Below are 11,831 nucleotides of genomic sequence, written 5' to 3'. Positions count from 1 at the left end.
CCTGGAACAGGCGGGCCCACGGCCCGCCCTGCCACCGGAATCAGCTGGTCAGCGGATTGGGCTTGTTGGGGTCGATGCCGTACTTCTTGATCGCCTCGCCGACGACCTTGCGATCCAGCTCACCGCGATCGGCCAGCGCCTTGAGCGCCGCGACGGTGACGAAGTAGCGATCCACCTCGAAGAAGTAGCGCAGCTTCTCGCGGGTGTCGGAGCGGCCATAGCCGTCGGTGCCCAGGACATGGTAGTCGCCCGGCACCCAGGCACGGACCTGATCGGCGAACAGCCGCATGTAGTCGGTGGAGGCGATGATCGGCCCCTCGCGCCCCTCCAGGCAGCGGGTGACATGGGGCTTGGCCGGCTCGGCATCCGGGTTGAGGAAGGCCTCGCGCTCGAGCAGCAGGGCCTCGCGGCGCAGCTCGTTGAAGCTGGTGACGCTCCAGATATCGGCGCCCACCCCCCAGTCGTCGCGCAGCAGCTCGGCGGCGGCTTCGACTTCGCGCAGGATGGTACCAGAGCCCAGCAGCTGCACGCGGGCCTTGTCGCCCTGGGTCTCGCTGAGCTGATACATGCCCTTGATGATGTCCTCGGCGGGCACCTCCTCGAGCGCAGGGTGCTCGTAGTTCTCGTTCATCACCGTCAGGTAGTAGAAGCAGTTCTCCTTGTCGGCGAACATCCGCTTCAGACCGTCCTGGACGATCACCGCCACCTCGTGGGCATAGGTGGGGTCGTAGCTGCGGCAGTTGGGGATGGTGGAGGCCTGCAGGTGGCTGTGGCCGTCCTGGTGCTGCAGCCCCTCCCCGTTGAGGGTGGTGCGCCCGGCGGTGCCGCCGACCAGGAAGCCGCGGGCCTGCAGGTCACCGGCGGCCCAGGCCAGATCGCCGATGCGCTGGAAGCCGAACATCGAGTAGTAGACGTAGAACGGCAGCAGCGGCAGGTTATGGTTGCTGTAGGAGGTGGCGGCGGCGATCCACGCCGACATGGCGCCCGCCTCACTGATGCCTTCCTCGAGGATCTGGCCCTGCTTGTCCTCGCGGTAGAACATGATCTGGCCCTTGTCGACGGGCTCGTACTTCTGGCCTTCGGAGGTGTAGATGCCGAGCTGGCGGAACATCCCCTCCATGCCGAAGGTGCGCGCCTCGTCGGGCACGATGGGCACGACCTGCTTGCCGATCTGCTTGTCCTTCACCAGGCCGTTGAGGATGCGCACGAAGGCCATGGTGCTGGAGACCTCACGGCCCTTGGAGCCGCCCATCTGGGAGGCGAAGGTCTTGTCCTCCAGCGAGGGGATCGGCAGCGCCTCGAAGTCGCTGCGCCGCTGCGGCAGGTAGCCGCCCAGGCGCTCGCGTTGCAGGTGCATGTACTTGAGCTCGGGGGAGTCGTCCTCCGGCTTGTAGTAGGGCACGTCCTTGAGCTGCTCGTCGGTGAGCGGAATGCCGAAGCGGTCGCGGAATTTGCGCAGCGCCTCGTACTCCATGGTCTTGACCTGGTGAGCCTCGTTGGCCGCCTCGCCGTCGCCGCTGCCCATACCGTAGCCCTTGACGGTGTGCGCCAGGATCACGGTGGGACGGCCGTTGGCGTTGTTGACCGCCTCATGATAGGCCGCATAGACCTTGAAGGGATCATGGCCGCCGCGGTTGAGCCGCCAGATGTCCTCGTCGGACATGTCCTTGACCATCTCGGCGGTCTCGGGGTACTTGCCGAAGAAGTGCTCCCGGGTATAGGCGCCGCCGTTGGCCTTGTAGTTCTGGTACTCGCCGTCGACCGCCTCGTCCATGCGCTTTTGCAGGATGCCCTTCTTGTCCTTTTCGAACAGCGGGTCCCACAGCCGCCCCCAGACCACCTTCTGGACGTTCCAGCCGGCGCCGCGGAACACGCCCTCGAGCTCGTCCATGATCCGCGAGTTGCCGCGCACCGGACCGTCGAGGCGCTGCAGGTTGCAGTTGATGACGAAGATCAGGTTGTCGAGCCGCTCGCGGCTGGCCAGGTGGATGGCCCCCAGGGATTCCGGCTCGTCGCACTCGCCGTCACCCATGAAGCACCAGATCTTGCGATCGTGCATGTCCCTGAGCTCGCGGGAGTCCAGGTACTTCATCACGTGGGCCTGGTAGATGGCCTGGATCGGCCCCAGCCCCATGGACACCGTGGGGAACTGCCAGAAGTCCGGCATCAGCCAGGGGTGCGGATAGGACGACAGGCCGTCACCGTCCACTTCCTGGCGATACTTGTCCATCTGCGCCTCGGTGAGGCGGCCCTCCAGGTAGGCCCGGGCGTAGACCCCCGGCGCCACGTGGCCCTGGATATAGACCAGGTCGCCCTCGAAGTCGCCGTTGGGGGCGCGGAAGAAGTGGTTGAAACCCACGTCGTAGAGGGTCGCCGCCGACATGAAGCTGGCGATGTGGCCGCCGAGACCGGGGTTCGCCCGGTTGTTGCGGATCACCTGGGCGATGGCGTTGTAGCGGATCAGGGAGCGGATACGGCGCTCCATGAAGAGGTCACCCGGCATGGGCGCTTCGCGATGCACCGGAATGGTATTGCGGTGCGGCGTCGTCACCGAGAAGGGCGCCTGCACTCCGTCACGGCGCAGCCGATCGGCCAGGCGGGTCAGCAGGTACCGGGCGCGTTCCTCGCCCTCACGATCCACGACCGACTCCAGGGAATCCAGCCATTCCGTGGTTTCGATCGGATCGAAATCTTCTCTTGCCTCAAGACTCATAGACGTCTCTCCGAGTGACAATGTGATGTCAAAATGCCCAGCGGATAGCCGGGCGTTGCGCGTGACTGACGATCAGGGGTAATCCGGGCCGTCTCGCGGCGACTTGTAGTCATTTTACAAAACGGGGCGGCAGCCAATACCACCAACGTCGCAGAACATACCGTAATCTGTCCGCGCTGCCAATTCAATTAGAATGGAAAAATTTTCCATATACGCTATATTGCATTGCACCACAGGCTGTTACGGCGACATTTCCTGGCGGATCGGCACAGCGGAACCGATATGTAATAAAACTACCGTATGATCTAGCCTCGCCCCGACTCGCATTACCATTTCGCCTCCCCTGTCACCCCAGGCAGCGGCGCAGGTAGGCCCAGTCGAAGGCGGGGCCCGGGTCCGACTTGCGCAGCGGCGCAATCTGCGCATGGCTGGTGATGCGCTCCGGGGTAAGCGCCGGATAGGCCGCCATCAGCGCCCGCACGGCAGCCGCCAGGGCTCGGTACTGGGCCTCGCGATAGGGGCGGATCTCATCGCCCTCCAGCTCGATGCCCACCGTGAAATCATTGAGCTCCCGTCGCTCGCGCCCCCCGTCGCGCCATCGCGAGCGCCCCGCATGCCAGGCCCGCGCCTGAAAGGGCACGAACTGCACGCACTCGCCGTCGCGACGGATCAGCAGGTGGGCGGACACCCTGAGCTCGGCGATCTCGGCGAAGAAGGGGTGCGCCCGGGGGTCGAGACAATTGGTGAACAGCCGCTCGATATGCTCGCCGCCGAACTCACCGGGAGGCAGGCTGATGGAGTGCAGCACCAGCGCCGAGACCTCCCCCTCGGGGCGGGCATTGTGGTTGGGAGAGGGCACGCGCCTGGCGCCCTCGAGCCAGCCGTTGTCGATTCGCATAGGCTCCCCTGACGTCCTCATCGATGTTTCCCTATAATGGCGATCCCCATGCTTCATGACCATGAGAAGGCCCGCCATGCACTATCAGGATGCCCTTGCCGAAGCGATCCGCGAAACCGCCGCCCACCTGCTGGCCGAGGACGTGGGCGGCGGCGATATCACCGCCCAGCTGATCCCGGCGTCCCGCTGGGCCAGCGCCCGGGTGATCACCCGTGAGCCGGCGGTGCTGTGCGGCGTGGCCTGGGTCGACGAGGTATTTCGCCGCCTCGACGCCACCATCACGCTCCGCTGGCATGCCGCCGACGGCGACCGCCTGGAGGCCGGGCAGTGCTTCCTCGAGCTGGAGGGGCCGGCACGCTGCCTGCTCACCGGCGAGCGGGCGGCGCTGAACCTGCTGCAGACGCTGTCGGCCACGGCCACCCGCACCCGCCGCTACGTCGACCTGCTGGACGGCACCGGGGCGCGCCTGCTCGACACCCGCAAGACCCTGCCCGGACTGCGCCTGGCCCAGAAATACGCGGTCTCCTGCGGCGGCGGCCACAACCACCGCCTCGGGCTGTGGGACGCCTTCCTGATCAAGGAGAACCACATCGCGGCCTGCGGCGGCATCGCCGCCGCGGTGAAGGAGGCACGCAGCATCGCCAGCGACCTGCCGGTGGAAGTGGAGGTGGAATCCTTCGATGAACTGGAGCAGGCCCTGGCCGCCGGCGCCGATATCATCATGCTCGACAACTTCAGCCTGGACGACATGCGCGAGGCGGTAAAGCGCACCGCCGGACGCGCGACCCTGGAGGCCTCGGGCAACGTCGACGAGACCACCCTGCGGGCCATCGCCGAGACCGGGGTGGATTGCATCTCCAGCGGCGCCCTGACCAAGGACATTCAGGCCATCGATCTGTCGATGCGCATCGTCGAACAGTAATCGAGCCCTGCGGCGTCAGGTCTCCACGGCCACCAGGCGCTTCTCCAGGCGGTGACGGCGCAGCCGCTCGCCGCCGCGCTCGACCCACTCCTCGCCCAGGTCGCGCCAGCCACGCTTGAGCAGGCTGCCGACCAGCACCAGGCTGGCCTCCATGCGTATCAGCCCGTGGCCGTGCTCCAGGAAGAGCCGCTCGGCGTGCACCAGCAGGGTGGTACCGATGCCGCGGCGCGCCAGCGAGGGCCACACATAGAGCGTGACGATGCGCGCGGCGGACATATCCAGTTCGGCGAATCCCACGCAGCGCCCGTCGCAGGTCGCCACCAGGGTGGTGTAAAGCGCGTGGCGAGCCGCCCAGGCGCAGGCTTCGCGAGGCAGCGCCGCGGCCCAGGCCTCGCGCTCGGCGCGATCGTAGTGGGCGGCCGCCCCCTGCAGCACCGCATGATGGAAGACCTCGGCCTGGTCGGCAGCGTCGCTGGCCTTGGCCAGGCGGTAGAGGATGCGCGGCCCCTGAGCGGACGGCGGGACGGCGTCCCGGGCTGTGTCGGACGAATTCATGGCGGCTCAAATCTGCGGCGATGTCGCCAGCAGACTACACAAGCCGGCGGCCGCGGCCAATCCCCCTCGCGAGGCCCCGGGCGAGCGGGCATAATGCCGCCATGAACCCGACGCCTCCCCCGCCCGGCACACCGGGCCTTTCGATGACGCCGATCGGCGTCATCGAGAGCGACTACCCCGACAAGTTCGGCATTCCCCGCCAGCCCGGCCTGGCGACGGCCGCCCGCGCCTGCCTGGTGCTGACGCCCCCCTTCGATGACCCGCTGGCGGTGAGGGGCCTGGAGACCTTCAGCCATCTCTGGCTGACCTTCGTGTTTCACCAGAGCCCGCCGCGCTGGACGCCGCTGGTGCGCCCCCCGCGCCTGGGCGGTAACGCCAAGGTGGGCGTGTTCGCCAGCCGCAGCACCCATCGCCCCAACCGCCTGGGGCTGTCGCTGGTGGAGCTGCTCGAGATCGATACCCGCCGCGGGGTGCGCCTGCGGCTTTCCGGCGCCGACCTGGTGCACGGCACCCCGGTGCTCGACATCAAGCCCTACCTGCCCTGGGCGGAGTCACACCCCGAGGCGCGCGCCGGCTTCGCCCCCGCAGCCCCGTCCCGGCTGCCGGTGGATTTCTCCCCGGCGACCGAGGCCACCCTGGCCGAGCGCCCCGACGGCGACTCGCTGCGCGAGCTGATCCGCCAGGTGCTGGCCCAGGACCCGCGCCCCGCCTACCGCACGGGGGCCGAATCGCGCACCTACGGGGTTCGGCTACGCGACCTGGACGTGCGCTTTCGTGCCGTCGCGGATGGAGCGGACAGCATCCGCCTGCGGGTGGTGGAGATCGTTTCGGTTCGGGGCGCGTAGCCCGGGGACATAGACCGGGGCGCGTAAACGACGAAGGACCCCGCAGGGCCCTTCGTGAATCGCGCCTACGGCGCTCAGGCGAAATCGACGCCGATGCGCCGACCCACTTCCTCGTAGGCCTCGATGACGCCACCAAGGCCTTGGCGGAAGCGGTCCTTGTCCATCTTGTTGCGTGTCTCGGCATCCCACAGGCGGCAGCCATCCGGTGAGAACTCATCGCCGAGCACGATCTGGCCCTTGAACAGGCCGAACTCCAGCTTGTAGTCCACCAGCAGCAGGCCGCCGTCGGCGAACAGAGCCTTGAGCACCGCGTTGACCTTGAAGGTCAACGCCTTCATCTCGGCCAGCTGCTCGGGGGTGGCCCAGCCGAAGGTCTCGGCCAGCGACTCGTTGATCATCGGGTCGTGCAGGGCGTCGTTCTTGAGGAACAGCTCGAAGGTGGGCGGGGTAAGTTCGCGCCCCTCTTCCACGCCCAGGCGCTTGACCAGGCCACCGGCGGCGATGTTGCGCACCACACACTCTACCGGGATCATCTCGAGCGTCTTGACCAGGCTCTCGGTGTCGGAGAGACAGCGTTCGAAGTGGGTGGGGATCCCCGCCGCCTCGAGCTTGCCCATGATGAAGGCGTTGAAGCGGTTGTTGACCATGCCCTTGCGCGCCAGCGACTCCATGCGCTCGCCGTCGAAGGCGCTGGTGTCATCGCGAAACTGCAGGACCACGAAGTCCGGGTCATCGGTGGCGTAGACCGACTTGGCCTTGCCGGCATAGAGTTCTTGGCGCTTTTCCATGGGAGTCTCCAGACAAGATGGGCGCTTGACGAAAAAAAAAGATGGGCGGCTTAGGGAAGCGCTGAACAAATCGCCGAGCGAGATGAAGCGCAAGGCGCACGGAGCACAGGAACCGGAGCCTATGGGGTATAGGTGAGGATTCCGCGCACCGCGCAACGCAGCGATTCGCTCGTGTAGGCATTTGTGCAGTGTTTCCTTAGGTGATCGCCTGCCAGTGTAGCCCCTGATCCTGGGCGGCGATCATCAGCCGCGAGGCGTCGCCGTCGAGCAGCGGGGTCAGCGCCTCCAGCGCCAGCTCGGGGCGGTTGTTGTGTTCCGACAGGTGCGAACAGACGATGCGCTGCAGGCGGTCCAGCCCCAGACGCTGGAGCAGTGCCGCCGCCTGGCCATTGGCCAGGTGCCCCCAGTTACCCCCCACGCGACGCTTGAGCCGCGGCGGATAGGGGCCCTCGGCGAGCATCCGCACGTCATGGTTGCACTCCAGCACCAGCGCATCGCAGCCGGCGAAGGCGCTGGCCACGTGCTCGGTGGGATGCCCCAGGTCGGTGAGCACGCCGAGGCGGCGACCGCCCGCCTCGAAGCGAAACTGCACCGGCTCACGGGCGTCGTGGGGCACGGTGACCGGGTCGATGGTCAGCCCCTTGATGGCGAAGCGCGCCTGAGGGGTGATCCAGTGACGCTGCGGCACCTCGCCCAGGCGACCCGACAGCCAGGTGCCCGGGGTCAGGTAAACCGGCACGCCGTGACGACGCGCCAGCGGCCCTACGCCGCGCAGGTGGTCGCCGTGCTCATGGGTGACCAGCACCGCATCGAGCTGGCGCGGATGAAGGCCCAGCCGGGCCATCCGCCGCTCGGCCTCGCGCAGGCCGAAGCCACAGTCGACCAGCACCCAGGTCTCGCCATCGCTGACCAGGGTGGCATTGCCCTTGCTGCCGCTGCCCAGGGAGGCGAACCGCAGCCCGCCGGCGGCGTCGGCACGGCCCGCGGTCATCAGCGCAGCAGGCCCGACACCCGCTCCAGCAGCTCGCGGGCATCCCCCTCGGTGAAGCGCCGCTCGCTTTCGTTGACGGCGCGCAGCCGGGTCTGTCGCGGCCCCGCCTCCTCCAGCACCAGGCGAATCCGCTGGGACATCTGACGCACGTCGGGACTGAGCACGATCTGCACGAAGCCGCGCTCGCGCTCGCTGGCGGTCATGTAGTCGATTAGGAAATCATGCGACTGGGGGTTCCGCTCGAGCAACTGACGACGCTCCTCGACGGTGAAGTCGGCCTCCAGCTGATGGCTCAGCTCGGCCCAGACCCGGTCGATCTCCAGTGGGATCCGCACCACCCATTCGCCGCTGTCGAGTTGGTCGAGGCGCAGGCGCTCTTCGTCGGCCAGCTGCTGGCCGGTCAGTGACGCGGCGCTGGCGGTGGCGCTGCGGGCGCTGAAGTGCTCCTCGAGCGCCTCCAGACAGGCTGCCACGGGGCGGCCCTGTCGGTCGCAGCGCACCTCGCTGTCGCCGGTGCGCAGCCCCTGGCGCACGCTCAGCCGGCCCTCGGCGGTGTTCAGCACGCCACGTTCGGGGTCGCTGGACTCGACGCTCAGGCCGCGAGTACGCGCGAAATCCTGCAGCTGCGGCCAGACCATGCCGGGGTCGGCGCCGACCACCAGCCAGCGGTCATCGCCCACCACGCGGCGCTCGACGAAGTCGCGCTCCACGGCCTGCCCGGTGGCCAGCCGCTCGGGGCTGGGGGCACGGAAGCGCCCGCCGTCGCTGCGCAGGGTGCCGGTGGCCTGGGGCACCGGCATGGCATCCCGATAGCGCTGTTCGTCGCGGCTCGCCGGCAGCGACAGGGGCGCGCTGCGCTGGGCCTCCACGTAGTCGATGTTGCGATCATCGTAGAAGCCGTCGCGGGCACAGCCGGCGGTGACCAGGGCGATAATGGCCGCCAGCGGCATCCATTTCAGCGCAGAATTCATGCATCCACCTTGCATTGTGTTGTCGGGCCTTGAATGACTCGTCGGGCGTCGAAACGTTCAGTCGTCGATCACACCGGCCAGCTGCAGGGCCTCATCCACCGTTGCGTGGTACTTCTCGGAGAGCCAGGTCAGCGGCAGCCGAATGCCGGGCTCCGCCAGCCCCATGCGATGCAGGGCCCACTTGACGGGAATCGGGTTGGACTCGATGCCCAGATTGGTGTGCAGCGGCATCAGCCGCGTGTTGAGCTGGTGGGCACGGTCGGCATCGCCACTCACCGCCGCGGCACACAGCTCGTGCATGGCCCTGGGCGCCACGTTGGCGGTGACCGAGATGTCGCCATGGCCGCCCATCAGCATGAACTCGCAGGCCGTGCCGTCGTCGCCGGAGTAGAGCATGAAGCCGCTGCCCTTCAGGCGGGCGATGAGATCCTCGGCACGCTCGAGGTTGCCGGTGGCATCCTTGAGTCCGATGATATTGTCGACTTCTGCCAGGCGCAGCACGGTCTCGTTGTAGAGGTCGGAGCAGGTGCGGCCCGGCACGTTGTAGAGGATCACCGGCAGGCGGCTGCCGTCGGCCACTGCCTTGAAGTGCTGGAACAGGCCGTCCTGAGTCGGCTTATTGTAGTAGGGGCACACCGAGAGGCAGTAGTCGGCCCCCACCTCGCTGGCGTAGCGCGCCAGCTCCACCGCCTCGGAGGTGGCGTTGGCCCCGGTACCGGCGATCACCGGGATGCGCCCGTTGACCTCCTCCACCACCGCGCGGATCACGTCGAAGTGCTCGGCAAACGACATGGTGGTGGGCTCACCGGTGGTGCCCGCGGCCACGATGCCGTCGGTACCGTTTTCCAGGTGGAAGTTCACCAGGCGGCGCAGCGCCTCCCAGTCGATATCGCCATTGACCTTCATCGGCGTCGCCAGGGCGACGATGCTGCCAGTGATCATCCTGTCATTCCTCTCACTCATGCCCCGCTCGAGTGCCGGTCCGGCCTTCGCCGACAGCGACACCCCGCAGCCAAAGGGTAAATGGTACTCAGGCGGTGGAAGGCTGTACAGCGGCGCGCGGCCTCTCTTTGACAGCGTGCCCCCGGTTGCGTGTAATCAGCACCGGCTTGCAGGTACTTTTTCGCGGCCACCCCTTCCCTGACACACCAAGGAGCGCCCCATGACGCTTGCCATCGGCCAGCCCGTCCCCGACTTCACCGCCGACGCCACCGGCGACACCCGCGTGAGCCTGTCCGAGCTGCGCGGCCGGCAGGTGGTGGTCTACTTCTACCCCAAGGCCAGCACCCCCGGCTGCACCACCGAGGGCGGCGACTTCCGCGACCACAAGGCCGCCTTCGATGCCGCCAACACGGAGATCCTCGGCGTTTCCCGTGACGGCATTCGCGCCCAGGAGAACTTCAAGGCCAAGCAGGGCTTCAACTTCGCGCTGATCTCCGACAAGGACGAGACCCTCTGCCGGCTGTTCGATGTCATCAAGCTCAAGAAGCTCTACGGCAAGGAGCACATGGGCATCGAGCGCAGCACCTTCCTGATCGATGCCGAGGGCCGACTGGCCCGCGAGTGGCGCGGGGTCAAGGTGCCGGGCCATGTCGAAGAGGTGCTGGCCGCCGCCCAGGCGCTGCACGCCGAAAGCTGATCGCCAGCGCCGCTCGTCATCGACGGGCGGCGCTGCCTAAGGCCCCGGCTCGCTCACTTCTCGACGGTCTCCTCCGTCGTCCCCTCGGCGTAATACTGCTTGATGCCCCGCGGCCAGGCGTAAACCAGGGCCTTGAGCAGGGTGGCCAGCGGGATGGCGAAGAAGATCCCCCAGAACCCCCAGACACCGCCGAAGAACAGCACCGCCACGATGATCGACACCGGGTGCAGGTTGACCGCCTCGGAGAACAGGATCGGCACCAGCACGTTGCCGTCCAGGGCCTGGATGATGCCGTAGGCGATCAGCACGTAGACGAAATGGTCGCTGATGCCGAAATGAAATCCCGCCACCGCCGCCACCGGCAGGGTGGCCACCGCGGCGCCGATATAGGGCACCAGCACCGAGAGCCCGACCAGCACCGCCAGCAGCGCCGAATAGGGCAGCCCGAAGAAGGCGAAGGTGAAGAAGGTCACGGTGCCAACGATGATGATCTCGACGAACTTGCCGCGCACGTAGTTGGCGATCTGGTCGTCCATCTCGTTCCAGATGCGGGTCATCAGGGTGCGTTTCTGGGGCAGCAGCGAGAGGGTAAAGGCGACCAGCTGCTCGCGATCCTTGAGCAGGAAGAACACCAGGATCGGCACCAGCACCAAGTAGATGATCAGCGACAGCACGTTGCCCAGCGACGCCAGTGACAGGGTCAGGGCGCGCTGGCCGAACTGGGTCATCTCGCGGCCGGCGACCCCGATCCACTCCTGTACCTGATCGGGCGTCACCAGGTTGGGGTAGCGCTCCTGAACGTCATCGAGCCAGCGCTGACCGCTGGCCACGATGCGTGGCGTTTCCTGCACCAGCCCCACGAGCTGATTCCAGATCAATGGCATCAGGATGAAGGCCAGCGCCATCAGCACGCCGATGAACCCCAGGAACACCAGCGTCACGGCCAGCACATGGGGCACCCCGCGACGCGTCAGGGCGTTGACCCCGCCCTGCAGCAGAAAGGCGATCACCAGGGCGGTGAGGAAGGGCGCCAGCATGCGTCCGAACAGGATCAGGGCGCTGAAGCCAAGCACCAGCACCACCAGCAGGATCACCGCCTCTTCATCGGAGAAGTAGCGCTCGACCCAGCTCTTGAAAACGGCGCGAAGGGTCATGGAGCGGCGTCCCCACCCTTACGGATCCAATAGTGGAAGACCTCGCCGCGCTCCTCGCGGGCGACCAGTTCGTGGACGCTCTGCTCGGCAAAGGTCTCGAAATCCCGCCACGAGCCGGCATCGGTGGCCACGACCTCGAGCAGCTGGCCAGGCACCAGGCGGGCCAGCGCCTGCTTGGCCTTGAGCAGCGGCAGCGGACAGGGCAGCCCGCGGGCATCGAGCACGTCGTCTGGTTGCACAGCCATGATGTCTCCCGGGAGAATGCTGAAATACGACGCCCCGCGACCGGTAGCGTCAAAACCCTTGGGATTTAAAGGCACTTTGCAGGCCGAATCAATGTCGGAAAGTGACCCGA

The 11,831-nt window shown here is 67.1% G+C and carries 12 protein-coding genes; 3 read left to right on the top strand and 9 right to left on the bottom strand.

All coding sequences use genetic code 11. The annotated features are described in order from the left end of the window. Positions 1-40 precede the first annotated feature (40 nt). Both aceE and ampD read right to left on the bottom strand, forming a co-directional pair. Positions 41-2,713 carry a pyruvate dehydrogenase (acetyl-transferring), homodimeric type gene (gene aceE / locus HOP52_RS07630; protein WP_238976789.1) on the bottom strand — a complete coding sequence of 891 codons (2,673 nt, stop codon included), beginning with the start codon at positions 2,711-2,713 and terminating at the stop codon, positions 41-43. Positions 2,714-3,059: 346 nt separating this feature from the next. Continuing rightward, the gene (gene ampD / locus HOP52_RS07625) at positions 3,060-3,611 is read right to left on the bottom strand and encodes a 1,6-anhydro-N-acetylmuramyl-L-alanine amidase AmpD (RefSeq protein WP_238976788.1); all 552 of its coding nucleotides are present in this window, start codon (positions 3,609-3,611) and stop codon (positions 3,060-3,062) included. A gap of 76 nt (positions 3,612-3,687) precedes the next feature. Here ampD and nadC point away from each other — a divergent pair, with 76 nt between their 5' ends. After that, on the top strand, positions 3,688-4,533 hold the full coding sequence (gene nadC / locus HOP52_RS07620; RefSeq protein WP_238976787.1) for a carboxylating nicotinate-nucleotide diphosphorylase: 846 nt from the start codon (positions 3,688-3,690) through the stop codon (positions 4,531-4,533). Positions 4,534-4,548: 15 nt separating this feature from the next. On the opposite strand, the gene HOP52_RS07615 is transcribed toward nadC, so the two are convergent. Beyond that, entirely contained in the window at positions 4,549-5,088 is a 540-nt protein-coding gene (locus tag HOP52_RS07615) for a GNAT family N-acetyltransferase (protein ID WP_238976786.1), read from the bottom strand. A gap of 101 nt (positions 5,089-5,189) precedes the next feature. On the opposite strand from HOP52_RS07615, the gene tsaA reads away from it, so the two are divergent. Next, on the top strand, positions 5,190-5,933 hold the full coding sequence (tsaA, locus tag HOP52_RS07610) for a tRNA (N6-threonylcarbamoyladenosine(37)-N6)-methyltransferase TrmO (RefSeq protein ID WP_238976785.1): 744 nt from the start codon (positions 5,190-5,192) through the stop codon (positions 5,931-5,933). 74 nt (positions 5,934-6,007) lie between these two features. Here the strand turns inward: tsaA and purC are convergent, their stop codons facing one another. The 4 genes from purC to dapA form a co-directional block, all read right to left on the bottom strand. After that, the gene (gene purC, locus HOP52_RS07605) at positions 6,008-6,721 is read right to left on the bottom strand and encodes a phosphoribosylaminoimidazolesuccinocarboxamide synthase (RefSeq protein WP_238976784.1); all 714 of its coding nucleotides are present in this window, start codon (positions 6,719-6,721) and stop codon (positions 6,008-6,010) included. A 196-nt stretch (positions 6,722-6,917) separates the two neighbouring features. Next, positions 6,918-7,712 carry an MBL fold metallo-hydrolase gene (locus HOP52_RS07600; RefSeq protein WP_238976783.1) on the bottom strand — a complete coding sequence of 265 codons (795 nt, stop codon included), beginning with the start codon at positions 7,710-7,712 and terminating at the stop codon, positions 6,918-6,920. Beyond that, positions 7,712-8,683, bottom strand: coding sequence for a lipoprotein, NlpB (locus tag HOP52_RS07595; RefSeq protein ID WP_238976782.1), 972 nt, complete (start codon positions 8,681-8,683; stop codon positions 7,712-7,714). The genes HOP52_RS07600 and HOP52_RS07595 overlap by 1 nt, the downstream gene beginning before the upstream one ends. A 57-nt stretch (positions 8,684-8,740) precedes the next feature. Continuing rightward, on the bottom strand, positions 8,741-9,625 hold the full coding sequence (gene dapA / locus HOP52_RS07590) for a 4-hydroxy-tetrahydrodipicolinate synthase (RefSeq protein ID WP_238976780.1): 885 nt from the start codon (positions 9,623-9,625) through the stop codon (positions 8,741-8,743). A 220-nt stretch (positions 9,626-9,845) separates the two neighbouring features. Here dapA and HOP52_RS07585 point away from each other — a divergent pair, with 220 nt between their 5' ends. Next, complete coding sequence (locus HOP52_RS07585; protein ID WP_238976778.1) at positions 9,846-10,322, top strand: peroxiredoxin; 477 nt, start codon at positions 9,846-9,848, stop codon at positions 10,320-10,322. 53 nt (positions 10,323-10,375) lie between these two features. On the opposite strand, the gene HOP52_RS07580 is transcribed toward HOP52_RS07585, so the two are convergent. Together HOP52_RS07580 and HOP52_RS07575 are read right to left on the bottom strand one after the other, a co-directional pair. Then, complete coding sequence (locus HOP52_RS07580; RefSeq protein WP_238976776.1) at positions 10,376-11,476, bottom strand: AI-2E family transporter; 1,101 nt, start codon at positions 11,474-11,476, stop codon at positions 10,376-10,378. Next, positions 11,473-11,721, bottom strand: coding sequence for a sulfurtransferase TusA family protein (locus tag HOP52_RS07575; RefSeq protein WP_238976775.1), 249 nt, complete (start codon positions 11,719-11,721; stop codon positions 11,473-11,475). Before HOP52_RS07575 ends, HOP52_RS07580 begins: the two co-directional genes overlap by 4 nt. Between the last annotated feature and the right edge of the window lie 110 nt (positions 11,722-11,831).

Origin of the sequence: Billgrantia campisalis, from assembly GCF_022341425.1 — a bacterium.
In the GTDB taxonomy this organism is placed as follows: Bacteria; Pseudomonadota; Gammaproteobacteria; order Pseudomonadales; family Halomonadaceae; genus Halomonas; species Halomonas campisalis.
This window is presented reverse-complemented; position numbering and strand designations above follow the sequence as displayed.

What these genes read in the sequence shown, in the direction of transcription:
- aceE (WP_238976789.1), bottom strand. Translation starts at nt 2,713, where the DNA reads ATGAGTCTTGAGGCAAGAGAAGATTTCGATCCGATCGAAACCACGGAA.
- ampD (WP_238976788.1), bottom strand. Translation starts at nt 3,611, where the DNA reads ATGCGAATCGACAACGGCTGGCTCGAGGGCGCCAGGCGCGTGCCCTCT.
- nadC (WP_238976787.1), top strand. Translation starts at nt 3,688, where the DNA reads ATGCACTATCAGGATGCCCTTGCCGAAGCGATCCGCGAAACCGCCGCC.
- HOP52_RS07615 (WP_238976786.1), bottom strand. Translation starts at nt 5,088, where the DNA reads ATGAATTCGTCCGACACAGCCCGGGACGCCGTCCCGCCGTCCGCTCAG.
- tsaA (WP_238976785.1), top strand. Translation starts at nt 5,190, where the DNA reads ATGAACCCGACGCCTCCCCCGCCCGGCACACCGGGCCTTTCGATGACG.
- purC (WP_238976784.1), bottom strand. Translation starts at nt 6,721, where the DNA reads ATGGAAAAGCGCCAAGAACTCTATGCCGGCAAGGCCAAGTCGGTCTAC.
- HOP52_RS07600 (WP_238976783.1), bottom strand. Translation starts at nt 7,712, where the DNA reads ATGACCGCGGGCCGTGCCGACGCCGCCGGCGGGCTGCGGTTCGCCTCC.
- HOP52_RS07595 (WP_238976782.1), bottom strand. Translation starts at nt 8,683, where the DNA reads ATGAATTCTGCGCTGAAATGGATGCCGCTGGCGGCCATTATCGCCCTG.
- dapA (WP_238976780.1), bottom strand. Translation starts at nt 9,625, where the DNA reads ATGATCACTGGCAGCATCGTCGCCCTGGCGACGCCGATGAAGGTCAAT.
- HOP52_RS07585 (WP_238976778.1), top strand. Translation starts at nt 9,846, where the DNA reads ATGACGCTTGCCATCGGCCAGCCCGTCCCCGACTTCACCGCCGACGCC.
- HOP52_RS07580 (WP_238976776.1), bottom strand. Translation starts at nt 11,476, where the DNA reads ATGACCCTTCGCGCCGTTTTCAAGAGCTGGGTCGAGCGCTACTTCTCC.
- HOP52_RS07575 (WP_238976775.1), bottom strand. Translation starts at nt 11,721, where the DNA reads ATGGCTGTGCAACCAGACGACGTGCTCGATGCCCGCGGGCTGCCCTGT.